We start from the raw sequence: 25403 nt of genomic DNA, 5'->3' as shown, positions 1-25403 counted from the left end.
TTTGTGGCTGTTTTTAGATTAACAAATATTCAGAAAAGAGGTATTTTTATGTCAAAGTATTTATTTACATCTGAGTCGGTTACTGAGGGACATCCTGACAAAATATGCGATCAGATCTCTGACGCTATACTTGACGCTCTGCTGGAGCAGGATCCTATGTCAAGAGTTGCCTGCGAAACGGTCACTACAACAGGTGTAGTAATGTGCATGGGCGAGATAACAACAAAGGCTATAATCGACATACCACAGATCGTTAGAGATACAGTTGTCGGTATAGGCTATGACAGAGCCAAGTATGGTTTTGACGGACACACCTGTTCAGTTCTCACAACTATAGACAAGCAGTCGCCTGATATTGCAATGGGTGTTGACAACGCTCTCGAAGGCAGAGCTGAAAACGCATTCGATACAGGTGCAGGCGATCAGGGTATCATGTTCGGTTTTGCTTGCGACGAAACACCTGAACTTATGCCAATGCCTATATCACTTGCTCACAAGCTTGCTCTTAAACTTACAGAAGTTAGAAAGAACGGCACTTTGCCATATCTCAGACCGGACGGAAAAACTCAGGTAACAGTTGAATATGATGATGGCAAGCCAACAAGAGTTGACGCTGTTGTAGTTTCTTCACAGCATGATGACGCTGTAACACTGGAGCAGATAAGAGAAGATATTATCGAGAACGTTATAAAGACAGTTATCCCTGCTGAACTTCTTGATGAGAACACTACTTATTTTGTAAACCCAACAGGAAGATTTGTAGTCGGCGGCCCTCAGGGCGACAGTGGTCTGACAGGAAGAAAGATAATCGTTGACACATACGGTGGATATGCTCGTCACGGTGGTGGTGCTTTCTCTGGAAAAGATCCTACAAAGGTTGACAGAAGCGCAACATATGCTGCAAGATACGTTGCAAAGAATATCGTTGCAGCAGGTCTTGCCAAGAAGTGCGAGGTTGAGCTTGCGTACGCTATCGGTGTTGCTCACCCTGTTTCAATCATGGTCGACACATACGGCACAGGAAAGGTTTCTGATGAAAAGATAGAGGCAGCTGTAGAAAAGGTATTTGACCTTCGCCCTGCTGCAATAATCAAGAGCCTTGACCTTAGAAAGCCACAGTACAAGCAGCTTGCAGCTTATGGTCATATGGGTCGTGAGGATCTTAATGTAGCTTGGGAAAAGACAGACAAGATCAATGATCTTCTTGAAGCAGTTAAATAATAAATATCAAAGCCTTGACAGGAATGTGCCTGCCAAGGCTTTTTTTGTGTTCAGCATTAATTTTGTTTTAGTCTTTGCCTTTAAGAATAGGCGACAAAGGCTTATAAATAAGAATTGTGACCAATGCACAAATAATACCCTTCACAAAAGTAAAAGGCAGATTGAAAATACACAGTGCAGAGAAAATATTCTTTACACTACCCATTATCTGCTGGTACATACCGAGTATAGCAGCTTCTCCGCCGAATGCTTTAAAGTATATAGGATAAACGATAAAATAATTCAACGGCAAGCTTATTACTGTGAAAACCAAAGTGCCAATGATACAGCTTATGATAGCATTCTTTCTGGTTTTTTTCTTGTGGTATATAACAGAAGCCGTCAGCACAAAAGCTGCGCTTGTTACAAAGTCGAAGATGTTGCCGATACCCATTGTTGTGCCTAGTCCCTTTATAATCAACTGGATAACGTTCTTGATAAGGCAAACGATCACGCCTGCAATAGGTCCCATTGAGAAACCTGCCAGCAGGGATATAACGTTTGAAAGGTCAAGCTTGATAAATCCTGGCATAAGTGGCACAGGGAAATCAAGGTAATATATCACAGTAGCTATGGCGCTGAGCATTGCCACCGTTACCATTTTTCTTGTTGTAAAAGTTTTATTTCTTGGCATAGTGTTATCACTTGTCATTTTAATTCCTCCAAATAATAAAATTATCGGGAGAAACAGCAGCAAAAGCAAAAGCACCCTGAAAATAAAATCAGGGTGCAATTTATGCGTTATTGATCTGTCGTTTCTTCCATCCGGACTTTACCGTCGGTTTCGGATTTTCACCGAATCAGCGCATTTCTGCGGTCGAGGACTTACGAATACTATTCGATCACCTCCGGTGTGGAATTTCACCACCCCTGAAACACATTATTAAATTTTGCTGAACACTTTTTATGAGATCAATCCTCGTTGTCCTCGTCCTCAATTTCTGAGAAATCAAACTCAAGGCTCTCTCCACAGTTTGGACAGTCAATAGAACCGTCAGCGATAATGTTCTCGCCGAGCATTATTGTGTCACCGCAGTTAGGGCATACACACTCATACATAGCGTTATCATCATCATCGTCATCATCACAACAACAATCATCGTCGCAACAACAATCGTCGTCATCGTCATCATCATCACCGTAAATAAGCTCTTCTATCTCGCCGAGATCCTCGTCAAGAGTATCTACAAGCTCAACTGTTTCGTCAACTTCTTCGGCAATATCTTCAACTGTAGCAGACATCTCATCAAGAATATCAGCCATAATTGTCAATATCTTTCCTTCGTTTGTGGAATCGTCAATCTTAAGACCTTCCATAAGTCCCTTTAAATATGCAACCTTCTTTGACAGCTCCATAATATTCCCTCCGTTTCTAAAAACCGTAAAGGCTAAAACTTATGCTCTTTCCATGTACTCACATGTACGAGTATCGATTCTTATTCTGTCGCCTGTGTTGATGAACAGAGGAACTCTGATCTCAGCACCAGTTTCAACTGTTGCAGGCTTTGTAGCATTTGTAGCTGTATCGCCCTTGATACCAGGCTCTGTCTCTGTTACTTCAAGATCAACAAAGTATGGAGGCTCTACGCCGAATACTGTACCCTTGTAAGAAAGGATCTTACATACCATGTTTTCCTTTACGAACTTAAAGTTATCTGAAAGCTCAGCCTTGTTTACTGGAACAAGCTCATAGCTCTCTGGATCCATGAAATAATAAAGATCGCCGTCATTGTAAGAATACTCCATATCCTTTCTCTCAACATATGCTGTTGGGAATTTAGCTGTTGGATTGTATGTCTTTTCAACAACAGAACCTGAAATTACATTTCTAACCTTTGCTCTGACGAACGCTGCACCCTTACCAGGTTTAACGTGCTGAAACTCAACGATCTGCATTACGTTGCCGTCCTCTTCAAAAGTCACGCCGTTTCTGAAATCACCAGCAGTTACCATTATTTAGTACCTCCATAAACATTCTTAATTAATGTGTACACAGTTCAAAATGTCCGCATACCTCTATATTTATTTTACCATATTTATTTGTTTATTGCAATAGCTTTTGAAAACTTTTTTACCAAAAATCAAAAAAAGTTACAAGCAAATAAGCTCTTTAGGGGCTTTTGTCATATTGATACATCCGTTTTCTGTAACAACAACAAAATCTTCTATTCTCACACCAAACTTGCCCTCAAGATAAATACCTGGCTCTACTGTTACGATCGAATTTTCAGGCAATATATCTTCCCTGCTAGGCGAAGCATAAGGGCTTTCGTGTATCTCAACGCCAACTCCATGACCAAGAGAATGTCCGAAATTATCGCCGTAGCCTGCATCAGTTATGATATCTCTAGCTATCTTGTCAAGCTCTTTTCCTGACATACCTGCCTTTACTGCGTCAAGAGCTGAAAGCTGTGCATTAAGGACAGTTTCGTATACAGACTTCATCTTGTCACTAGGTTTGCCTACGCATACAGTTCTAGTCATATCGCTGTGCCAGCCATCATAAGTTGCTCCGAAATCCATAAGCACGAACTCACCGCTCTCAACTTTTTTGTCAGATGGTACACCATGTGGAAGCGAAGTATTAGAGCCTGAAAGTGCAATAGTGTCAAAAGACAGAGCTTCAGCACCATTTTTAAGCATATAATAGTCAAGCTCCAGCTGAATTTCTTTTTCAGTTCTGCCGACCTTGATAAAGTCAAGCATATGTGCAAAACCCTTTTCAGCGATACGCTGTGCTTTGATTATCTTGTCTATCTGCTCTTGGGATTTAACTGTTCTGATCTCTCTTATTATTTCCGCAAGCTTTGTGTCTGCGATGACCTCAGCATTAAGCTTTTGCTGATATGCGATAAGCTCGGAAAGTGTGCAGGTATCGGCATTAACAGAAACTGTTTTTGCACCATGCTTTTCAATAAGGCTGTTTATCTGCTCATAGAGCTTGTCCTGCAAAATGACCTCGCAAGCTGTGACAGTTTTCTTTGCCTTTTCAATATATCTGAAATCTATGATAAAATACGCTTTTTCCGGAAAAACCACTAGAGTTCCTGCACTTGATTTCATTGCGGTGAAATATCTTCTGTTCACATCGTCAGTGATAACAGCACAATCTGCCGCTTCTGTTACTCGTGAACAAAGTTTTTCAAGATCAGTCATTGTCTGCACCGCTTTCATTTTTCCATTTGTAATACAAAGCGTCAACAGCCATGTAGTATGAATACTTTCCGAACCCGCTTATCTGACCCACGCATACAGGTGCGATAACAGAAGTGTGTCTGAATTCGTCACGGGAGTGTATATTGCTCAGATGTACCTCAACGACAGGAATCTTTATTGCGGCGATGGCGTCTCTGATAGCATAGCTATAGTGTGTATAAGCGCCTGCGTTAAGTATAACGCCGTCATAATTTTTTCTAGCAAGGTGAAGCTTGTCGATTATTTCACCCTCATGGTTTGACTGATAAACGTCGCAGTGAAACTCATATTTCATTGCATGCTCGATTATCTCGTTGTTTATGCTCTCGAATGTATCTGTACCGTAAACTCCAGGCTCACGCTCGCCCAGAAGATTAAGGTTAGGACCATGTATAACAAGTATTTTTTTCATATCAATACTCTCCTATCTTTATTTCACCGACAAATAAAAATTCTTCATTGTCAGTGCGTCTTTGTCCTGAGTGCCTGCACTTTCACAGACGAATATAGGTGAAAGATCTTTCTTTGCGACTATCTCCATAAGCGGCTCATAGTCAGGTCCAAAGCCTTGATTATCGTCAAAAGTCAGGTGCTTTTTCTCACCTCCTGGATTTGTAAACATTATCTTAGAAAAATGGCTGTGGAATATTTTCAGCCTGTCGTGACCGATAGCATTTTCCACTTCATCAAGCATTTTCTCATACTCTGCCTTACCTTTTATATAGCCGAACTCTCTTGCGTTGAGATGTCCGAAATCTATTGTCGGCAGGAACGTATCATCAAGCTTGCAAAGCTCCAACACTTCTGTTAAGTTACCAAGCTGATTTACCTTGCCCATAGTTTCAGGGCAAAAAACGATATGCTCAAAGCCCTGCTCAACGGCTGCTTTTCTAGCCCTTGTGAGAGTATCTTTAGCAAGTTCCAAAGCGTCCTCTCTGCTTATTTTCGCACAGCTTCCTGAATGGATAACTATTCTATCAGCACCCATTCTGCTTGCAGCGTCACAGGATTGCAGAATATAATTTATGCTGTTGTCACGCTTTTCAGCTTCAAGGCTTGAAAGCGAAATAAAATACGGCGCATGGAGCGAAAGCGTGATATTATGCTCTTTAGCCTTATCTTTCAAGGCAAAAGCTATTTTATCGGAGACCTTAACTCCCCTGCCACACTGATATTCATAGTGGTCAAGCCCCATTGCTTCGAGATATCCCGGAGCTTGAAGTGTTGTTTTATATTTAATGGAAAAAGCCTCGCTGTTTCCCGCAGGTCCGAATTTTGCCGACATTAGTATCATTCCTTTCGTTTTATGCTATTTGAGCTTTGGTAAAAACGGCTTTTCACAAGCTCTTTTAAATCGAAATGGCAAGCTCGTTTCAGGCTTTATTGGGAACACGAATATTGAGCGTATACCTTTCAGATTTGAGCCAAGCACGTCAGTGAATATCTGATCACCCACAGCCGCAACATTTTTCTTATTAAGACCCAGCTTAGCTATAGCTTTGGTATATCCAAAGGTCAGCGGTTTTTTGCCTTCAGGTACAAAGTCAAGCTCCAACTGCTCTGCAAAAGGCTTTACCCTTGGAGCATGATTGTTTGAAACGATCATAAGCTTTATCCCTGCCGCTTTCATCTTAGCAAGCCAATCAAGACTCGACTGCGGGGGAACGGGATTGTTATGTGTTGTCAGCGTATTATCAAGATCGAGGAGCAGCCCCTTGATATGCTTTTTAGCAAGAAAATCGGGGGTTATCTCTCCTACCTTGTCAAAAACATAAGTTGGTTTGAACATAAAAAAACTCCTGTAGTATAAAATAAAAAGCGGACATAAAAATGCCCGCCTTTAATTACATATTAGTATTTACGCTTACGAGCAGCTTCGGACTTCTTCTTACGCTTTACCGAAGGCTTTTCGTAGTGTTCTCTTTTACGAACCTCTGCGATAACGCCGTCTCTTGCACATGATCTCTTGAAACGCTTAAGTGCTGTATCCAAAGTTTCGTTCTTTCCAACACGGATTTCTGCCAAAATTATTCCCTCCCTTTGCCACCTGTGACAGAGGCAATTCTATCGGAATTTCCGAAAATCAACGGTGATAGTGAAGGTGTCTGCAAAAGCAAACTGAAACGCTTTACGTTCCCCCAGTCCTACTCTTTCGGACCGCTCTGTCTTTAATCTGCGGAATTTATAAAACCGATATAATTACAAATTTAATTATACTATATTTCCACCAAAAAGTCAATAGCTTTCTGGCTCTTTTTTTGATTTTTCTGAGGAAATTTTCGCTTACTTTACAACCAGATTTACAAGCTTGTTAGGAACATAGATTTCCTTGACTATATTTTTGCCTTCCGTTGCCTTAACGATAGCTTCGTCAGCCTTAGCAAGTGCGATAACGTCGTCCTTAGCTGCGTCTGTAGGTATTGTGAGCTTGGATTTTACCTTGCCGTTTATCTGACAAACGATCTCGATAGTATCGTCCTTGCAGAGTGCTTCATCATATGTTACCCACTCCTGCTCGTCAAGAACTCCCTCGCAACCGATCATCTGATAAAGTTCTTCTGTAACATGAGGTGCAAAAGGATTGAGTATGATAAGAAGATCTCTGAACTCTTTCTTTGTGATAGAGCCAACATTATATATCTCATTAAGAAGCGTCATCATTGCGGCAATAGCAGTATTGAACTTCATTGACTCAATATCATCGGATACCTTCTTGATAGTCTTGTGCATGAGCGATCTCAGCTTGTCGCTGTACTCGTCGCTGTCAACTACCTTATCCTGCAAAGCCCAAATTCTGTCCACAAATCTCTTACAGCCCTTAACACTGCTCTCGCTCCATGGAGCTGCCTTTTCATAGTCACCCATGAACAGAACATAAAGTCTGAGAACATCTGCACCGTATTCGTCAACAACATCGTTAGGGTCAACAACGTTTCCTCTTGACTTACTCATCTTCTCACCATCAGGTCCAAGGATAAGACCCTGAGCTGTTCTCTTTGCATAAGGCTCTGAAGTTGGTACAAGACCGAGATCGTAGAGGAACTTGTGCCAGAAACGTGAATAGATCATATGACGTGTAACGTGCTCCATACCACCGTTATACCAATCAACAGGCATCCAATATTTCAGTGCTTCCTGTGAAGCAAACTCGTCATTGTTGTTAGGATCGCAATAACGCAGGAAGTACCATGAAGAACCAGCCCACTGTGGCATTGTATCTGTTTCTCTCTTTGCGTCACAGCCACACTTAGGACATTTGCAGTGTACGAAAGAGTCTATCTTAGCCAGAGGGCTTTCGCCGTCTGTACCAGGCTCAAAGTTCTCTACCGGTGGCAATTTAAGTGGAAGCTCATCATATGGCACAGCGACCATTCCGCAGTGAGGGCAATGTACTATCGGGATAGGCTCGCCCCAATATCTCTGACGATTGAAAGCCCAGTCTTTCATCTTATACTGAACGCCCTTTTCACCGCAGCCCAGTTTTTCAAGAACAGTAAGCATCTTTTCGATAGCTTCTTTTTTGTTTGTTATGCCGTTAAGCTCACCAGAGTTGACCATTTCGCCGTCGCCTGTGTAGGCTTCCTTAGAAATGTCGCCGCCCTTGATGACTTCGATTATGTCAATGCCGAACTTCTTTGCAAAATCATAGTCCCTTGTATCGTGAGCAGGCACAGCCATGATAGCGCCTGTGCCGTATCCCATCATAACATAGTCTGAGATGTAGATAGGTATCTCTTTGCCTGTGATAGGATTGATAGCTGTCAGACCGTCTATCTTAACGCCTGTTTTATCCTTAACGAGCTGAGTTCTCTCAAATTCGCTCTTCTTTGCACACTCTGTCTTATAAGCGTCAAGATCAGCAATGTTTGCAATACTATTTCTGTATTTCTGGATGATAGGATGTTCAGGAGCGATTACCATGAATGTAACGCCGTAAAGTGTGTCAGGACGTGTAGTGTAGATCTTGAGCTGTTCATCCTGCTCTTTGATCTTGAAGTTTACAAATGCACCTGTTGATTTTCCTATCCAATTCTGCTGCTGGAGTTTGATGTTAGGCAGATAGTCAACTTCTTCAAGTCCCTGAAGAAGCTTGTCAGCGTATTCTGTGATCCTCAGATACCATACTTCTTTAGTTTTCTGAACTATCTCGCTGTGGCAAACATCGCAATGACCGCCCTGTGAGTCCTCATTTGAAAGAACGACCTTACAGCTTGGGCAATAATTTACAAGGGTCTTATCTCTGAATACAAGACCATTCTCAAACATTTTAAGGAATATCCACTGTGTCCACTTATAGTAATTTTCATCAGTGGTATCGATAACTCTTGACCAGTCAAATGAAAAACCTACTCTTTTAAGCTGCCCCGTGAACTTCTTGATATTGTCGTCTGTTACCTTTCTTGGGTGAACACCTGTTTTGATAGCTGTGTTCTCTGTAGGCAGACCGTAAGCGTCAAAGCCTATAGGGAAAAGAACATTATAGCCCTGCATACGTCTTTTACGGCTTACAACTTCTAGACCAGAATACGCCTTGATATGTCCAACATGCATTCCATGACCTGACGGATAAGGAAACTCTACAAGTCCGTAAAATTTCTTCTTTGAAAAGTCATTGCTTGCCTCAAAAGTCTTATGCTCGTCCCAGTATTTCTGCCATTTGCTTTCTATGGCCGAAAAATTGTATTCTTTCATCTTTATCAATCCTTTGTTAAATTATAATTGTCAAAATTAATCCTGTGGCTCGTCTGGTAAGAACTGCTTTACGTCGATATCCTTGCCGTCAGACCATAGTCTTTCAAGATTGTAATGATCTCTTGTTTCCTTATAGAAAACATGAACTATGATATCACCGTAATCAAGTACGACCCAAGTTGCACCCTGATAGCCCTCTGTTCTGTTAGGTTCAATGCCAAGCTGGCTCATTTTGAACTCAACTTCCTCAGCAAGGGCCTTTGTCTGAGTGCTTGAAGTACCATTTGCTATAACAAAATAATCCGCAACTATAGTCAGGTCACCGATCTTTATTATCCTGATGTCCTCTGCTCTTTTTGAATCAAGAGCTTTAACAATAGTTGACAGCTTTTCATTCTGTGAAATATTATCCATAAAAATCTCCTTTATTTTGAATTATCGGCAAAATCATTATATGCTTCAAGTGTGGAAACAGGGATAGTATTACCCTTTTCCACTGAGTCTTTTATTGAGAATTTCAAAGCCTCAAACATTGCTTTCTCCAAGCTTTGTTCGGCATACTTTCTCATTTTCTTTACGTCTTTATAATCCCTGTCCGCAGAAATAAGGTCTGCAAGATATACTATCTGGCTAAGCTTGGGCATATTGCCACAGGCAACTGTATGATAGCGTATAGCTGAGATTATCTCAGGATCATGGATATCAAAAAGCGTCTGCACAAGCTCTGCCCCTGCAATACCGTGAAACAGAGGAACAGCCTTTTTCTCTATATCGCACACATCAAGTGAAGATTTAGAAACTATAGCCGCAAGCTCCAATGCTGGTATCTCTTTTGCAACATCATGCAAAAGTCCTGCAATATAAGCCTTGTCTGCGTCAGCACCATATCTTTTTGCAAGCTCCACAGCGGAATTTGCCACGTTCATAGAGTGTGTGTATCTCTTTTTTGATAAATGTTCTTTTAGGTATGCTTTATAAATGCCTATTGTTTTTTTATCTGCCACTTAGAAAACCTCGGTTATACAAATTTTTGTCCACTATATATTGTACAACATTTTCACTCAAATAGCAAGAGCAATCAACATTTTTTTTGAGCATTTGACGTATCTCAGTTGAAGACACCTCAAATGGGTCGGTTTTTACTATGATTATCTCTCCACCCTCGGCTTTGAGCTGTTTGGCTTTCACCTCTATGTGGTCAATGTCCTCATGCGAGCGTGCAACGCAGATAAGTGCCGAAAGTGATAATATCTCCTTATACTGATACCATTCTTCAAATGAAAGCAACATATCACTACCCATTATAAAAAACAGCTTATCATGTGGATATATCTCTTTTAGATGTCTGAGTGTTATCACTGAATAGCTTTTGCCCTCTTGCTTAAGTTCCCAATCGGATATTTCCACACATGGGATATCTGCAAAAGCAAGTCTGCACATATTCAACCTATCCTCAGAGGAAGCTAAGTCCTCCGCTTGCTTATGTGGAGGTATTCTGTCAGGCATGACGATCATCTTGTCAAGGCTCGCCTGCTCCGCTACGCTTTTAAGGCAATTTAGATGCCCTAAGTGAACAGGATTGAACGTGCCGCCGAAAACACCTATTTTCATTACTTTGACTTTAATTTTATAACAGGCTGCTTCTCATTGCGTTTATAAAGCACCGCCTTTGAGCCTATTACCTGAACGACTTCAGCAGATATCTTTTCAGCAATCTCCTCTGCGGCTTCTCTTGCGGTGTACATTGAGTTGTCAAGCACCTTTATTTTTACAAGCTCGTGAACTCTCAGATAATCGTCTATCTGTGCCACCTGAGCGTCATTAACTCCGCCCTTGCCTATCTGAAAAGCAGGCTGTATAAGCGAAGCCATACCTTTGAGTTCTGCTCTTTGTTTAGTTGTAATCATAATCTAAATCCTTTCAGTTTACTGCTTTGTGAGCTGTTCAAGCAAAGCTTTCAGTGCGTTTGCTCTATGGGAAACGGTATTCTTTGTTTCTGAGTCAACCTGAGCAAAGCTCTTGTTCCCATACATGAAAATAGGGTCATAGCCGAAGCCGTTTTCGCCAACAGGCTCGTGAGCTATCTTACCGAATACTTTTCCCTCAACGGCTATCTCTTCACCGTCTGCTTTGATAAAGTGTATTGTACAGGTAAAGTGTGCTCCCCTTTTATCATCAGGTATTTCCTTCATTTTTTTAAGCACAAGAGCGGTACGCTCATCATCAGTTTCGAGTCCGCCATATCTTGCTGAATATACTCCAGGCTCACCATCCAGGGCGTCTATCTCAAGACCGCTGTCGTCTGCAAGTACAGCACAGCCGCAAAGCTTGAATGCAGCTCTTGCTTTTAGTGCAGAGTTTTCAGCAAAAGTAGTGCCTGTTTCCTCAACATCAAGTATCAGACCTGCCTCTGATTGCGAGAACACCTCATAACCAAGCGGCTCAAGAATCTGTTTATATTCTCTTATCTTGCCTTTATTGTTGCTTGCAATAACAAGTTTCATTTTTTCTCCTTTAGTTGTGTATATAAGTTACCTTATTTTTCTTTAATTTTTCACGGCATTTGTTTGCCTTATCTTTGAAAACTGTACCGATACATTCTTCGTTGAAAACAACTTTCATTCCACATTCAATAGCACCTATTGCAGTGTTGATAACGGAGATACCACCATCAACACCTACAAATTCTATCTCTTTCACATTCCTTGCTCTCATAAAATCTTCAAGAGCAACGTTTGAAAAAGCATCGGGCTTGCTTTTGGAATAAATATTTTTGGATACAACTTTCAGCTTTGCTGGAAAGCTAGCCGCAGGTGTTCCCTCTTTGGGCATTCCTCCACCCAAAAGTCCCTTTTTGTAGCTGACGATATAAAAGACCTCCTCAGCTTTATAAGCAGAGATACGCTTGTTTATGGCGTCGATAAGTGATTCGGCATCATATGAGTATGTGGTTTTATCTCTGCCCCTTCCTACATACATTTCCTGCATATCAACTACAAACAAAACCTTATCCATAAAAAATTCCCCCTGATTTTATACTTTTAAGTGTCTAATCCAATATTCTATTATTCAAACAGCGCTTCAACAAAATCTCTTGCTGAAAACGGCTGTATGTCGTCTATTCTTTCGCCTACTGTAACAAGCTTTACAGGCACTTGCAGATCATCGGTTATGCTGATAATTATTCCACCCTTGGCTGTGCCGTCAAGCTTGGTAAGAATAATACCCGTTATATCAGCTACTTCGTTGAACTGTCTTGCCTGATTAACTGCGTTCTGTCCCGTTGTAGCGTCAAGCGCAAGCAGAACTTCGAGAGCGCAGCCCTCTGCCTGCTGGTGAACTATACGGGATATCTTTTTCAGCTCGTCCATAAGGTTTTTCTTATTGTGAAGACGTCCTGCGGTATCGCATATAACAACGTCAGCCTGTCTTGCCTTAGCCGCCACCAGTGCGTCAAATACCACGGAAGCAGGGTCTGAACCTTCGTTGTGCTTGATTATGTCTACCCCTGCTCGCTCTGTCCACACTTCGAGCTGGTCAATAGCAGCCGCTCTGAAAGTATCAGCCGCCGCAACGATAACCTTTTTGCCTTGTTTGTGAAGCTGATAAGCAAGCTTGCCGATAGTTGTTGTTTTGCCAACACCGTTTACACCGATAACCAGTATAACTGACGGTGTTGTTGACATATCGAGCTTCTGATCCTCACCGAGCATTTCTGTGATTATCTCTTTAAGCATATCCTTGATTTTTTCAGGCTCTTTAACGCCCTCCTGCTTGACTTTCTGTCTGAGCTTATCGCATATCTTTTCAGAAGTTGTAACACCGATATCGCAGAGGATAAGCGTTTCTTCAAGCTCCTCAAAAAGATCTTCATCTATTTTGCTGAATGAATGGAGCAGACTTTCTATTCTGCCCATCATTGAGTCTTTAGTCTTTTTAAGACCATTTTTCAGCTTTTCAAAAAATCCCATTTCTTCACTCCTATTCAAGTTTCATTTGACGTGTTTCCGAAACGTCCATTTTAAGAAGCTTGGAAACACCCTTTTCTTGCATCGTTACGCCATACAGAACGTCAGCTTCTTCCATTGTTCCACGTCTGTGAGTAATGGTGATAAACTGTGTTTTATCTGTAAGGTGGTGCAGATATTGTGCATATTTACTTACGTTCACATCATCAAGCGCCGCTTCTATCTCATCGAGAAGACAGAAAGGTGATGGCGAAATTTTCAGGATCGCAAAATAAATTGCAATAGCCACCAGAGCCTGCTCTCCGCCTGAAAGGGACATAAGGTTTGTTATGACCTTGCCTGGCGGCTGAACGTTTATCTCAATACCACATTCAAGGACATTGTTTGGGTCTGTGAGAATAAGCTCGCACTGACCACCACCGAAAAGCTCGGTGAAAATTTTCTTGAAGTTCGCATTTATGCGCTCAAAGCTGTCGGTGAACATATTCTTCATATTTTCTGTCAGATCCTCGATAAGTTTTTCAAGTTCTGTTTTTGACGTATTTACGTCATTAAGCTGACCTGTGAGAAATTCGTGTCGTTGTGACACTTCTGCATATTCCTCTATAGCTCCAAGGTTTACGCTTCCAAGATTTCTTATCTTTCCACGAAGTTCGTTGAGTCGCCTGTTAGCTACCGTTATATCCACAATATCCTCGGCTATCTCTGCAGCGTCGCTTCTTGTAAGCTCATAATCGTCCCAAAGCTGTGCCACAAGCTTATCAAAGCCTGCAGTAACAGATTTTTTCTGTTCCTCCGCTCTTGTAAGCTGACCTGAAAGTGTTTCCTTCTCGTCCATTTTGTGCTTCTGCTTGGTGCGAAGTTTGTTTGCTGCATTGTCAAGCTCAATATGCTCACGCTGAGCCTGCTCCGCCATTTTCTGTGCGGCGGCTATCTTTTCGTCAGCACCGCTGAGTTCCTGTTTGGTCTGAAAAATAAGCTCTTTCTTCTCGGCTATTTTCTTTTCACACTCGGAGATATTATCGTTCAACTTGCCGCTGTCAGTATCACTGTCGCCGATAGTTTCTTCAAGCTGTGATATTGAAAGCTTGCAGGCATCAAGGTCTTTGGATAACTCTGCCGCCATTATCTTCATTTGCGAAAGCTCTTCGCTGAGCTGTTCACGCTTATTTTTAAGTTCTGCCTGCTCGTTTTGAGAGTCGGCAAGCTTGGCTTCATTATCTGATATCTCAGCTTCGATTTCTGAAAGTTCCGTCTGAGCCTTGTCGATATCTCCGCTTACTATCTTGTATTTATTTTTCAGCGTTTCGATAAATGTTTCTATCTCATCAAGCTTGTTTTCATAGTCAGAATAATACTCTGAAACACGCTTTATTTCCATTTCAAAACGGAGTATATCGCTGTTTACCTGTGAAAGCTTTTCCCTTAGTCCCTCGGTATCAGCGGTGTATTTTGAAACCTCTTGATTTAGCTTCTCAACCTGCTGTTTAAGCTCTGTAAAGGAGTTTTCAAGTGCAGTTTTCTTTTTAGCAAGTGCTTCCGCTTCATTTTTTCTTGTAAGCAGACCTGTCTGTTTGGAAACGCTTCCTCCTGTGAATGAGCCGCCCGCGTTTATCACTTGTCCGTCCAGGGTAACGATGCGGAATTTATAGCCGTATTTCTTTGCGATAAGGGTTGCACTGTCGATATCCTCTGCTATACATATCCTGCCTAAAAGGCTGTTGATTACGCCCTCAAACTGGCTGTCATACTTAACAAGCTCACAGCCTAGAGCCACAAAGCCGTCCTCATTTTCAAGTTGCGGCATATTTAGCCTGTTTCCTCGAACTGACGTAACAGGCAGAAATGTTGCACGGCCTGCTCTGTTCTCTTTCAGAAGCCTGATACCTCTCTTAGCAGAGTCCTCATTATTTACGACAATGTTCTGAAGTGCCCCACCCAACGCAGTTTCAATGGCTACAGAGTATTTTGTTTCAACAGATATAAGCTGAGAAACAGTACCGCAAATGCCGCTTATCCTACCCTGCTGTGAGGCTTTCATTATATGCTTTACGCTGAACTGAAAGCCCTCCATGGAGTTTTCAAGGTCAGCTATAGTCTTTATCCTGTTCTCAACGTCACGGAGCTGTATTTCCGTATCTGTGAGATTTTTGCGACATTCTGAAAGCTTCGTGTTTCTAGTTTCAAGAAGCTTTGCAAGTCCGCTCATGCGGTTTGTAAGCTCCTGCTTGTTTTCGTCAGCTTTGCCTTTTGATTCACGCAGTTCCTTTAATTCCTTTGAAGAAAGTTTTGAGTGTTCTTCAAGCTGTTTTTTTCTTTCAAGAGAATTTTCGATCTGCTCATCAATATCCGAAAGGTTGTTTTTAGCATTTTCAAGTCTGAATGAAACTTCCGACTTTTTCATGTAAAGCTCATTTATAAAGCTTCCAGCTTCACTTACCGACTTGTCAGATAATGCAGTTTTATCAATAAGCTCAGAAAGCTCTTTTTCCTTACAATCTACAGCTTCCTGCTGCTTTGCTTTTTTCTCGTCGAGTTCTTCAAGCTCCTGTCTGCGTGTTTTCAGCTCAGCCTCAAGATAGTATTTTGATGAGTTGGACTCACTTATCTGCTCTTTAAGCTTCAAAATATTATCTTCAAGGTGAGAAATATCATTCTCATATACTGCGATCTTTGACAGTGCCTGAGAGTTTTCAAGCTCCACCTGATGTATCTGATTTTTGTAGCTGTCAGCAAGCTCAGATTTTTCAGCGCTCTTTGCAAAGCTGTCATTTATATCATCTTCAATGCTTTCAAGCTCCTGCGTGATGACCTCGTACTCTTTTTTTACAGCAGAAAGCTTCTCCTCATAACCTGCTATTTGGCTCATATACTCATTGAGCTTATGCACCCATACTGAGACTTCCAGCTTTCTCTTTTCTTCATCAAGGACTCTGAACTTCTCCGCCTTTTCAGCCTGCGCTTTAAGCGGACCTATTCGTCCTTCTATCTCTCCCATGATGTCATTGATACGAGAGAGATTATCCTCAGCCGCCGCAAGCTTTTTTTCGGCTTCTTTTTTCTTTGAACGGAATTTTGAAATGCCTGCCGCTTCTTCAAATATCTCACGGCGGTCATTGGATTTTCCGTTTACGATATCTGCTATCCTGCCCTGACCGATTATCGAATAACCGTCCCTGCCAAGACCGGTGTCCATAAACAGTTCCACTATATCCTTTAAATTTACTTCTTTACCGTTTATCATGTAAAAGCTGTCGCCATTGCGGTAAAGCTTTCGTGATACTGACACGGTGTCGCTGTCATATTCAAGTGCACCGTCCTCGTTGTCTATGGTGATAGTTACCTGAGCAAAAGGCGCTTTTGGTCTAGTTTGAGTGCCGTGAAAAATAACGCCTGCCATTTTTTCACCTCTCAGGGCTTTGGAAGATTGCTCGCCCATTACCCAGCGCATAGCGTCACCGATATTACTCTTGCCTGAGCCGTTAGGACCGACAACTGCGGTGATACCCTTATTGAATTTCAGCTCTATTTTATCTGGAAAAGACTTAAAGCCCTGCAATTCAAGTGATTTAAGATACATTATTTTTCACCACCCCTCATTATGATTTCGTTTATCTTTATTTTATCGCTGCCCTCGTGACCTACAATTTTTATATTGACACCAAGATCTTTGAAATATTCTATATTAGCTTTTTTCTGACCTATTGCCTTGCTTATCTGCCTTTTCGGTACAGATATCACAACGGAAGCTATATCGCTTATATTGCCATGCTTTTCAAGCTCTTCTGCTATAAGACTGCGGTAATTTCTGCCTTCGCAAAGTTCTCGGAATGCAGGGTGATAAAATCCGCCCAACATTTGCTCCTCCACGACCTCGCTTGCGTGCAGACCAAGCTTTATAACATCTATACCAAGTTTATCGGCTTCTGTGAGAAGATAAGAACAGATTTTCACTACCTCGTCAAAGTCCATAGGCTTATATTCGCCACTTTTGTAAAGCTCTCCGAGCCTTGTACCATTAAGGATAACAACGGGATAAATACGTACTGTTTTAGGAGACAGCGCCGCTATCTTCGACCAAGTTTCCAACTCAGTTTCACGGTTGCTTTTATAAAGTCCTATCATCATTTGCAGACCAAGGTCAAAGCAACCATAGCTTTTTATAAGCTTTGCAGCGTTTTCGACGTCCTGAACAGTATGTCCACGCTCGTTGGCTTCAAGAACAACATCTGACATAGACTGTGCGCCAAGCTCGATAGCCGTAACGTGATTATCTCTGAGAATGTCAAGTATCTCAGTGCTGATATAGTCAGGTCTGGTGGATATCCTGATACCCTTGAATTTGTCGTTGCCTATAAACTCCTGTGCTGCACCAAGAAGTTCGAGCATATATTCTCTCGGCACTGCTGTAAAGCTACCACCGAAAAAGGCTATTTCCGTCTGTGAAACGTCCTTGACTTCGTTCATTGCCTGTGTGCAGATACGCTTCACATCATCAGCGTGCGGTATCTTCTCTGTACCAGTTATGGTGCGCTGATTGCAGAACGCACACATATGCGGACAGCCTATATGCGGCACGAAGACAGATATATTACTGTGCCCCATAGCCCATTAGTTCCAATGCTTCTTTAGCCGCCAACTGTTCAGCGGTCTTTTTCGATCTGCCTGTACCCTCGCCGATAACATTCGTATTCAAAAGTACCTGAACAGTAAATTTCTTATTATGGTCAGGACCTGACTCGCCTTTAAGGTGATATTCTATTCTCTCCTCAGGATTTTTCTGAATTATCTCCTGAAGAATAGTCTTGTAATCATGGAAAACAACTCCATCAGGCGTGATATTTTCAGGTATGAATGAAAGTATATATTTTGAAACAGGCTCGATACCACCGTCAAGATAAATTGCAGCGATAACTGCTTCAAAAGCGTCTGAAATAATTGACGGTCTTTCTCTGCCCCCTGTTATCTCCTCGCCTTTTCCGAGAAAGATATACTTGCCAAGTTCTATTTTCTTTGAGAACTCAAACAATGCTTTTTCGCACACAAGTGAAGCTCTCATTTTTGTCAGCTCGCCCTCAGGCATATGCTTGTAATGCTCGAAAATGTGATCTGACACAACTATAGAAAGCACTGAATCTCCAAGAAATTCAAGCCTTTCATTGCTGTTTCTTGCCTTCTTGTTTTCATTTGCAAATGATGAATGGGAAAGAGCTTCGTAAAGGAGCTTTTCGTCTTTGAACTGATAACCTATTCTTTCCTGAAACTCTTTAAGAGCCTTTTGCTCGTCCATTATAACATCTCCTGTTTGCTTTTCAACTGCTCGATAGCAGTTGTGATCTCGTCTATCACATTAGTTTCAGTAAATTGTTTTGCTTGTCTAATAGCGTTATAGAATGCTCTTGCATTTGATGAGCCATGTGCCTTGATAACAGGCTTTGCAGTACCAAGTAGAGGCGCTCCGCCATACTCAGAGTAGTCTACCTTTTTCTTGAATTCTTTAACGTTCTTCATTACCATAAGAGCAGCGATCTTTGACTTTGTATCCTTAGTCAGAAGCGTTTTAAGCTCCCCTGAGAAGAATTTTGCCATGCCCTCGTAAAGCTTGAGCATAAGGTTTCCGCAGAAGCCGTCAGCCACGCATACGTCACAATCGCCCATAGGAAGCTGTCTTGCTTCGATATTTCCAACAAAGTTTACAGGTGCGTTTTTCAACTGCTTGTAAGTTTCAAGCTCCAGCTCTCTGCCCTTTGACTCCTCTGCACCAATATTTGCAAGGCCTACTCTTGGTGACTCAACACCAAGTATCTTGTTCATATAAGCCGAACCCATTATTCCAAACTGAGTAAGCATTTCAGGGCGGCAGTCTGCGTTTGCACCGCTGTCAAGAAGCATCGTAGGCGTCGTTGCCGTAGGAAGTATTGTTGCAAGAGCTGGTCTTTTGATTCCCTTTATTCTCTTTACGATAAACGTTGCTCCAACTACAAGTGCGCCTGTTGAGCCAGCTGAAACGAAAGCGTCGCCCTCGCCGTCTGCAAGCATTTTCATGCCCACAGCCATTGAACAATCCTTCTTGCCCTTGATTACTTCTGTAGGCTCTTCACATATCTCGATAACAGTATCAGCGTGCTTGATATGTAAAGCTGTGATATCAAGTCCGTTTTCCTGTGCACATTTTTTTATTTTTTCTTCATCACCAACAAGAGTAACGTCAACACCGAAATCTTTCTGTGCATCAATTGAACCTTTTATGACTTCGAGAGGTGCGTTATCTCCGCCGAAAGCGTCAATTACTATGTTCATAACATTCTCCTTAAAATTCCTCAATAGCCTTGTCAAGGTCTGCAAGACCCCTTTCAGCTATCATCTTATATTTCAGTTTCTTATCTCTTATACGTTCAGGCAGCTCAGGCAGGATACCCATATTACATCCCATAGGCTGGAATTTCTCCACAGTAGGATCGCTTATATACTTTGAAAGCGCACCCAGCATTGTGGTATCAGGCAAGGTAACCGCAGGCTTGCCCTGCAAACGTCTTGCCATGCTCAACCCTGCAAAAATTCCGCTTGCCGCCGATTCGATATATCCCTCAACGCCTGTCATTTGACCTGCAAAATAGAGGTTATCTCTATCTCGCATATTAAACTGCGGGTTTAACAGCTTAGGCGAATTGATGAAAGTGTTTCTATGCATAACTCCATAGCGTATAAATTCTGCATTTTCAAGTCCTGTGATAAGAGAAAATACTCTTTTCTGCTCACCAAATTTAAGGTTTGTCTGAAAGCCCACAAGGTTATACATACTTCCCTCTGCGTTCTCTGCACGAAGCTGAACGACGGCATAAGGTCTATTGCCTGTTCGTGGATCTGTCAAACCTACAGGCTTCAGCGGACCGAAACGCATTGTGTCCTCACCACGTTTTGCAAGGACCTCAACCGGCATACAGCCCTCGTAAACTTTGAAGCCGTCCTTAGAAAAATGCTCCTTATCAAAATCATGGAGCGGAGCGGATTCCGCATTGATAAGTTCATTATAGAACCTGAGATATTCTTCCTTATTCATAGGGCAGTTTATATAATCAGCTTCTCCCTTGCCGTATCTCGAAGCAAAAAACACCTTATCCTTATCAAGACTTTCATATGTGACGATAGGTGCGGCGGCATCATGAAAATACAGATAATCACCGCATATTTTGCCGATACTCTCTGCAAGCTCATCGCTTGTAAGAGGACCTGTTGCGATTATAACATCGCCATCAGGTATATCTGTGACTTCTTCCTCGATAACAGTGATGTGAGGATTTTCCATTATCTTTGCCGTGACCATATCGGAAAACTTTTTCCTATCAACAGCAAGTGCTCCGCCTGCTGATACCTTAGTTTCAGCTGCACATTCCATCGTAACAGAGCCAAGCCTGCGCATTTCTTCTTTTAGCATACCTGCGGCTGAATCTATTCTGTCCGCTTTCAATGAATTTGAGCAGACAAGCTCTGCAAAGCCCATATATTTATGGGCAGGCGTAAACTTTTTCGGCTTCATTTCATAAAGCTCAACGTCTATCCCTGCTTTGGCTAACTGCCACGCAGCTTCACAGCCTGCAAGTCCTGCACCTATTACCTTAACCGCCATTAGATAAATTCCTTTCATATCCGCAATCAGGCTTATGGCAAATAAGTATTCCGTTCTTTCCGCCTTTCTGGAAAAGTGTACTGCCACACTTAGGGCATTTCTCTTCGGTAGGAACGTCCCATGTCATGAACTTACACTCAGGATTATCCTCACAGCCGTAATATTTCTTGCCCTTTTTAGACTTTTTGAGAAGCACTTTCTTTCCGCAGTAAGGGCAAATTCCACCTGTTTCCTGAACTATTTTCTTGGTATTTTTGCACTCAGGAAAACCTGAGCAAGCCATAAATTTGCCATATCTGCCTATCTTTATTACCATAGGTTTGCCGCAAAGCTCGCACACCTGATCTGTTTCTTCGTCAGGCACTTTGATACGCTTCCCGTCCATGGCTTCCTCAGCTTCAGTCAATTCCTCGTCAAAGTCACTATAAAAGTCCTGCAAAGTTTTTACCCAACTTTTCTTGCCATTTTCCACTTCGTCAAGAGATTTCTCCATGTTTGCAGTAAACTTAACATCAACTATTTTATCAAAATGCTCGCTCATAAGCTGGTTTGTTACTTCGCCAAGCGAAGTCGGCTTAAGCTGTTTTCCGTCACGCTCAACATAATTTCTGTTTATTATGGTTGTAATAGTTGGAACATAAGTTGAAGGTCTGCCGATGCCTGTTTCCTCAAACGCTTTTACGAGAGTCGCTTCTGTGTATCTTGCAGGTGGCTGAGTGAAATGCTGATTTCCCTCAAGGTTACGCACCTTTATTGAGTCACCAGATTTTATTGGAGGAAGCACGTTTTTCTTTTCACCCTCATCGTCTTTGGCCTCTTCATAAAGAACAGTAAATCCGTCGAACTTTACAGAATAGCCTGTTGCCTTGAAGTTACAACCGTTTGCAGAGATATCAACAGAAACAGTGTCCATAAGGCAGTTTGACATCTGAGAAGCTATAAATCTCTCCCAAATGAGTTTATAAAGCTTGTACTGGTCACTCGTCACTCCGCTTGCCTTTACCATATCAGGTGTTACCTCTGGGTGTGTTGGTCGGATGGCTTCATGAGCGTCCTGAGCGTTGCCCTTAGTTTTATATTTTTTCGGTGTGTCAGGGATATACTTATCGCCATATTTTTTTTTGATAAAATCATATGCCGCTGCTCTTGCTTCATCAGAAATTCTAAGGCTGTCAGTACGCATATAGGTGATAAGACCTGTCTGACCCATATCGTTTATCTCAACACCCTCATAAAGCTCCTGAGCGGTTTTCATCGTTCTTCTCGCCTGAAAGCTGAGACGTCTTGACGCTTCCTGCTGTAAAGTCGAGGTGGTGAATGGTGCGGCAGGAGATTTTCTGTGAACGCTCTTTTTTACCTTGTCGATAACAAACTCGGCACCCTCAAGTCTTTTCAGTATCTCGTCAGCCTGCTCTTTATTTTTCAACTCTGGCTTTTCTCCGTCAACTGTATTAAGCTTTGCGGCAAAGGTCTTTCTTTCACCGTTTGCAGAAAATTTTCCGTCAATGGACCAATATTCCTGAGATACAAATGCCCTTATCTCGTTTTCTCTGTCGCATATCATTTTAACTGCGACAGACTGAACTCTGCCCGCTGAAAGTCCTTTTCTTATCTTTCTCCAAAGAAAAGGTGAAAGCTTATAGCCCACAAGTCTGTCAAGGATACGTCTTGCCTGCTGTGCATTAACAAGGTTTATATCAATAGAACGTGGGTGGCTCATTCCAGTTTTGATACCAGTTTCAGTAAGTTCGTTGAAAGTTACTCGGTTTTTATCATTCAGATCAAGACCCAAAAGCAATGCGAGATGCCATGAAATGGCTTCTCCCTCTCGGTCAGGGTCTCCTGCAAGATAAACATGGTCGCTTTTCTTTGCAAGCTTTTTTATATCTTTTATAACGCCCTCTTTGTCTTTTATGTTGACATATTTAGGTTCAAAATTATTATCTATATCGACGCCCAGCTTTGATTTTGGCAGGTCACGGACATGACCCTTTGAAGCCACGACTTCATAATCATCGCTAAGATAACGCTTAATTGTTTTTATCTTCGTTGGTGACTCAACTATGATCAAATTAGACAAATCTATTCTCCATTCTTAATATATATTAAAGTCCAAACATTTTGCCCGGATATGACTTAACAGTGCCATAAAGTTCAAGCTCCGTTAGCTGTGCAAGCACATCAGAGATATCCATACCAAGCTTTGCGGCTATCTCGTCCGCAAGCATATTTCCGCTTTTTAACAGTTTGCAAATGCTCTTTTGTGTGTCATCAAGCCCTGACAGATCAGGCTCAGGTGTTGGCTTTACCACTTCTGTTTCAGAAACAGTCTTGCTGTCAGGCACTTTTCTTTTGCTTTTTCTGTGCTTCACTGTCTTAGGCTCGCCATTGTTAAGTATAGCAGAATCCTCAGCAGGAAGCGTGAACTCTCCCAGGCTTTCCACAAGTCTAAGAGATTGATACCTTTCATTGCCAAGCGAATACACTATATCCTCTACGCCGAACACAGGTTGACACTCATTTCTTATGAGATCACGTTGTCCGAAATATCGACTATCATAGATATCATGTGGCGGTACTACAAATACCTGTTTTCCTTGAGATATGGCGTGATTGACATTATCAAGACCATGACTTTCCTTGCTACACTCAGTAAAAAGCACTGCATTTGAAAGTCCTGTAAGAATCCTATTGCGATTCACAAAAGCATTTCCAAATGGTTTATAACCCGGAAAATACTCTGATATTACTACTCCATTCTCAGCGATCTGTTTTTTTAGCTCGTTACTTCCCTTAGGGTAATCACAATCAAGAGCTGTGCCACACACAGCTATAGGTCTACTATTATTTTCAATAGCTACCTTGTTAGCGATCTGATCTATACCGCCTGCAAACCCCGAAGCAAGCAGACAGTTTCTTCTTATAAGATCTGCGCAAATATGCTTCGTTATCTTTACAGAATATTCAGACGGCTCACGGGAGCCTACTACTGAAATAACGCATTTATCGTTTAAAAAGTCAAGGTTACCATAAGTATACAGAACAGCAGGTGGATTTGCGATCCGTTTAAGTCTGTCAGGATAGCCCTCACTTTCGTAACAATAAATATTTATGCCAAGCTCTTCACAGCGTTTTTTTATGATTTCTGCGTCTTTAAGACTATATTTTCCTATCCTCTGGAGCTCTTTATCATTAAGTCCGCTGACCATATGATCATCGAGTGCAGTCATGAACTCAACTATATCATCATAATTTGCAGAAACTTCCCATATACGTTTGCTCGATGGAGTGAAAATCAGAACCGCTCTTATCCACAATAAAAGTCTTTCTTTATCCATGACTGCCACCTCGAAACATTTCCCACAAAATGATTGTGCCTGCGCAAGCAGCATTAAGTGATTCTATATTGCCGTGCATAGAAATAGTCACACGATTTTTACAAATGTCTGAATGTTCTCTAGGCAAACCTTTGCCCTCGTTTCCTATTACAACAGCACACGGTCTGTCAAAATCAAATTCTGTGATATTTTCACCGTTTCTGACAACTGCAGCATTTGTAACGATACCAAGCTCATCAAAAAGCGTTGCGACGTTCAGAAAATTATCCACTACAAAAAGATCAAGTCTTGTAATGCTTCCCATAGCGGAACGAACCACCTTTGGATTATACAGATCAACGCAATTATCTGTCATAACTACTCCACTAACGCCTACGGCATCGGCAGTTCTTAGAAGCGTACCCAAATTACCTGGGTCCTGTAAATTATCAAGAACGAGATACTTCCCTTTTTTGTCAATATACTCAGCCGCAAAAGGCAAATCGACCTTAAAAACGATCATATAAATGCCCTGAGAGTTTCCCTCATCTGTCATCTTTTTCGCAAGCTCATCAGATATTTCAAAAACATCTTCGGGTCTTGCACACGAGAAAAGGCTATCAGTTTTAAGTGTATTTTTATACTTAGTCAAGGCCGTTTGAGTATAGAAAACAGAATGGACTTTTATTCTTCCGCACACAGCTTCATAAGCGGTGTCAACGCAGTTTCTTGCACCTTCAACAGCAAACAATCCATGTTCTTCCCTAGCTTTTTTTGATGACAGAAGCTTTCTGAAAAGCTTCACTCTAGGGTTATCTTTACTATTAATATGCAAACTGCGTCACCTCTTATTCTGAAAATTTAATCATTTAATTGCCAAATGCGTCATATATGGTGTTGCCTTAATATACAACAAAACACGCAGGTTACAAGAACGTGCGTGTTTTTGACTATTAAAGAGCAGCCTTCGCCTTTTCTGCAATCGCTGTGAAACCAGCAGGATCGCTGATAGCTATTTCGGAGAGCATCTTTCTGTTAAGATTGATACCAGCCTTGTTTACGCCGTTCATGAATGTTGAATAATTCATACCGTTCATTTTAGCAGCTGCTGAAATTCTTGTGATCCAAAGCTTTCTGAAATCTCTCTTCTTCTGCTTTCTTCCAATGTATGCATACTGACCTGACTTCATTACAGCCTGTTTAGCCATTTTGAAGTGCTTGCTCTTGGCACCAAAGTATCCCTTAGCAAGCTTCAGAGTCTTATTTCTTCTCTTACGAGTCATCATTGCTCCCTTTACACGAGCCATAGTTATTACCTCCTGAAATTTTTAAAATTTGTTTTCT

At 41.7% G+C, this 25403-nt stretch carries 26 protein-coding genes and 1 riboswitch; of the genes, 1 reads left to right on the top strand and 25 read right to left on the bottom strand.

All coding sequences use genetic code 11. The features are described 5' to 3' along the window. Positions 1-48: 48 nt before the first annotated feature. A complete protein-coding gene (gene metK / locus QVO88_RS02160; RefSeq protein WP_022286892.1) occupies positions 49-1221 on the top strand; it encodes a methionine adenosyltransferase in 1173 nt (390 codons plus the stop codon). Between the two features lie 67 nt (positions 1222-1288). Here metK and QVO88_RS02155 read toward each other — a convergent pair whose 3' ends face one another. From QVO88_RS02155 to rplT, 25 genes are all read right to left on the bottom strand, one after another. After that, positions 1289-1912 carry an ECF transporter S component gene (locus tag QVO88_RS02155; RefSeq protein WP_022286891.1) on the bottom strand — a complete coding sequence of 208 codons (624 nt, stop codon included), beginning with the start codon at positions 1910-1912 and terminating at the stop codon, positions 1289-1291. A gap of 97 nt (positions 1913-2009) precedes the next feature. After that, positions 2010-2142: riboswitch (FMN riboswitch) on the bottom strand. A 30-nt stretch (positions 2143-2172) separates the two neighbouring features. Further along, complete coding sequence (locus tag QVO88_RS02150) at positions 2173-2616, bottom strand: CD1247 N-terminal domain-containing protein (RefSeq protein ID WP_022286890.1); 444 nt, start codon at positions 2614-2616, stop codon at positions 2173-2175. Positions 2617-2655: 39 nt separating this feature from the next. Continuing rightward, complete coding sequence (efp, locus tag QVO88_RS02145) at positions 2656-3213, bottom strand: elongation factor P (protein WP_022286889.1); 558 nt, start codon at positions 3211-3213, stop codon at positions 2656-2658. Between the two features lie 138 nt (positions 3214-3351). Further along, complete coding sequence (locus QVO88_RS02140; protein ID WP_022286888.1) at positions 3352-4416, bottom strand: aminopeptidase P family protein; 1065 nt, start codon at positions 4414-4416, stop codon at positions 3352-3354. Further along, entirely contained in the window at positions 4409-4867 is a 459-nt protein-coding gene (gene aroQ, locus QVO88_RS02135; protein ID WP_022286887.1) for a type II 3-dehydroquinate dehydratase, read from the bottom strand. Before aroQ ends, QVO88_RS02140 begins: the two co-directional genes overlap by 8 nt. Before the next feature lie 18 nt (positions 4868-4885). Continuing rightward, complete coding sequence (locus QVO88_RS02130) at positions 4886-5740, bottom strand: TIM barrel protein (protein ID WP_022286886.1); 855 nt, start codon at positions 5738-5740, stop codon at positions 4886-4888. 24 nt (positions 5741-5764) lie between these two features. Then, positions 5765-6244 carry a YqeG family HAD IIIA-type phosphatase gene (locus QVO88_RS02125; protein ID WP_022286885.1) on the bottom strand — a complete coding sequence of 160 codons (480 nt, stop codon included), beginning with the start codon at positions 6242-6244 and terminating at the stop codon, positions 5765-5767. A 62-nt stretch (positions 6245-6306) separates the two neighbouring features. Continuing rightward, positions 6307-6480, bottom strand: coding sequence for a 30S ribosomal protein S21 (rpsU, locus tag QVO88_RS02120; RefSeq protein WP_002847085.1), 174 nt, complete (start codon positions 6478-6480; stop codon positions 6307-6309). A gap of 258 nt (positions 6481-6738) precedes the next feature. Next, positions 6739-9147, bottom strand: a complete 2409-nt coding sequence (leuS, locus tag QVO88_RS02115) for a leucine--tRNA ligase (RefSeq protein WP_022286884.1) — start codon at positions 9145-9147, stop codon at positions 6739-6741. Positions 9148-9183: 36 nt separating this feature from the next. Beyond that, on the bottom strand, positions 9184-9561 hold the full coding sequence (rsfS, locus tag QVO88_RS02110; protein WP_022286883.1) for a ribosome silencing factor: 378 nt from the start codon (positions 9559-9561) through the stop codon (positions 9184-9186). Positions 9562-9572: 11 nt separating this feature from the next. Next, positions 9573-10151, bottom strand: a complete 579-nt coding sequence (yqeK, locus tag QVO88_RS02105) for a bis(5'-nucleosyl)-tetraphosphatase (symmetrical) YqeK (RefSeq protein ID WP_022286882.1) — start codon at positions 10149-10151, stop codon at positions 9573-9575. After that, positions 10141-10758, bottom strand: a complete 618-nt coding sequence (gene nadD / locus QVO88_RS02100; protein ID WP_022286881.1) for a nicotinate (nicotinamide) nucleotide adenylyltransferase — start codon at positions 10756-10758, stop codon at positions 10141-10143. Before nadD ends, yqeK begins: the two co-directional genes overlap by 11 nt. Beyond that, positions 10758-11054, bottom strand: a complete 297-nt coding sequence (locus QVO88_RS02095; protein ID WP_022286880.1) for a YhbY family RNA-binding protein — start codon at positions 11052-11054, stop codon at positions 10758-10760. Before QVO88_RS02095 ends, nadD begins: the two co-directional genes overlap by 1 nt. Before the next feature lie 18 nt (positions 11055-11072). Next, positions 11073-11651, bottom strand: coding sequence for an RdgB/HAM1 family non-canonical purine NTP pyrophosphatase (gene rdgB / locus QVO88_RS02090; protein ID WP_022286879.1), 579 nt, complete (start codon positions 11649-11651; stop codon positions 11073-11075). Between the two features lie 10 nt (positions 11652-11661). Further along, complete coding sequence (locus QVO88_RS02085; RefSeq protein WP_022286878.1) at positions 11662-12162, bottom strand: isochorismatase family protein; 501 nt, start codon at positions 12160-12162, stop codon at positions 11662-11664. 50 nt (positions 12163-12212) lie between these two features. After that, positions 12213-13118, bottom strand: a complete 906-nt coding sequence (gene ftsY / locus QVO88_RS02080; RefSeq protein ID WP_022286877.1) for a signal recognition particle-docking protein FtsY — start codon at positions 13116-13118, stop codon at positions 12213-12215. Positions 13119-13128: 10 nt separating this feature from the next. Beyond that, positions 13129-16695, bottom strand: a complete 3567-nt coding sequence (gene smc / locus QVO88_RS02075; protein ID WP_022286876.1) for a chromosome segregation protein SMC — start codon at positions 16693-16695, stop codon at positions 13129-13131. Next, complete coding sequence (locus QVO88_RS02070; RefSeq protein WP_046439306.1) at positions 16695-17720, bottom strand: elongator complex protein 3; 1026 nt, start codon at positions 17718-17720, stop codon at positions 16695-16697. Before QVO88_RS02070 ends, smc begins: the two co-directional genes overlap by 1 nt. Next, complete coding sequence (gene rnc, locus QVO88_RS02065) at positions 17707-18405, bottom strand: ribonuclease III (protein WP_022286874.1); 699 nt, start codon at positions 18403-18405, stop codon at positions 17707-17709. Before rnc ends, QVO88_RS02070 begins: the two co-directional genes overlap by 14 nt. Next, entirely contained in the window at positions 18405-19415 is a 1011-nt protein-coding gene (gene plsX, locus QVO88_RS02060; protein WP_022286873.1) for a phosphate acyltransferase PlsX, read from the bottom strand. The genes rnc and plsX overlap by 1 nt, the downstream gene beginning before the upstream one ends. A gap of 10 nt (positions 19416-19425) precedes the next feature. After that, positions 19426-20760: a methylenetetrahydrofolate--tRNA-(uracil(54)-C(5))-methyltransferase (FADH(2)-oxidizing) TrmFO gene (gene trmFO / locus QVO88_RS02055; protein WP_288177718.1), complete on the bottom strand. Its 1335-nt coding sequence runs from the start codon at positions 20758-20760 to the stop codon at positions 19426-19428. After that, complete coding sequence (topA, locus tag QVO88_RS02050) at positions 20732-22822, bottom strand: type I DNA topoisomerase (protein WP_022286871.1); 2091 nt, start codon at positions 22820-22822, stop codon at positions 20732-20734. Before topA ends, trmFO begins: the two co-directional genes overlap by 29 nt. Positions 22823-22847: 25 nt before the next feature. After that, positions 22848-24080, bottom strand: coding sequence for a DNA-processing protein DprA (locus QVO88_RS02045; RefSeq protein ID WP_022286870.1), 1233 nt, complete (start codon positions 24078-24080; stop codon positions 22848-22850). Then, entirely contained in the window at positions 24073-24894 is an 822-nt protein-coding gene (locus QVO88_RS02040) for an RNA methyltransferase (RefSeq protein ID WP_022286869.1), read from the bottom strand. The genes QVO88_RS02045 and QVO88_RS02040 overlap by 8 nt, the downstream gene beginning before the upstream one ends. Before the next feature lie 118 nt (positions 24895-25012). After that, positions 25013-25366 carry a 50S ribosomal protein L20 gene (gene rplT, locus QVO88_RS02035; RefSeq protein WP_022286868.1) on the bottom strand — a complete coding sequence of 118 codons (354 nt, stop codon included), beginning with the start codon at positions 25364-25366 and terminating at the stop codon, positions 25013-25015. Positions 25367-25403: the final 37 nt, after the last annotated feature.

The sequence above is a fragment of the Ruminococcus sp. CAG:57 genome, assembly GCF_000435935.1.
GTDB classification, from domain to species: Bacteria; Bacillota; Clostridia; order Oscillospirales; family Ruminococcaceae; genus Hominimerdicola; species Hominimerdicola aceti.
Note: the sequence above shows the minus strand (reverse complement) of the source record. Positions and strands in the feature narration are given on the sequence as shown.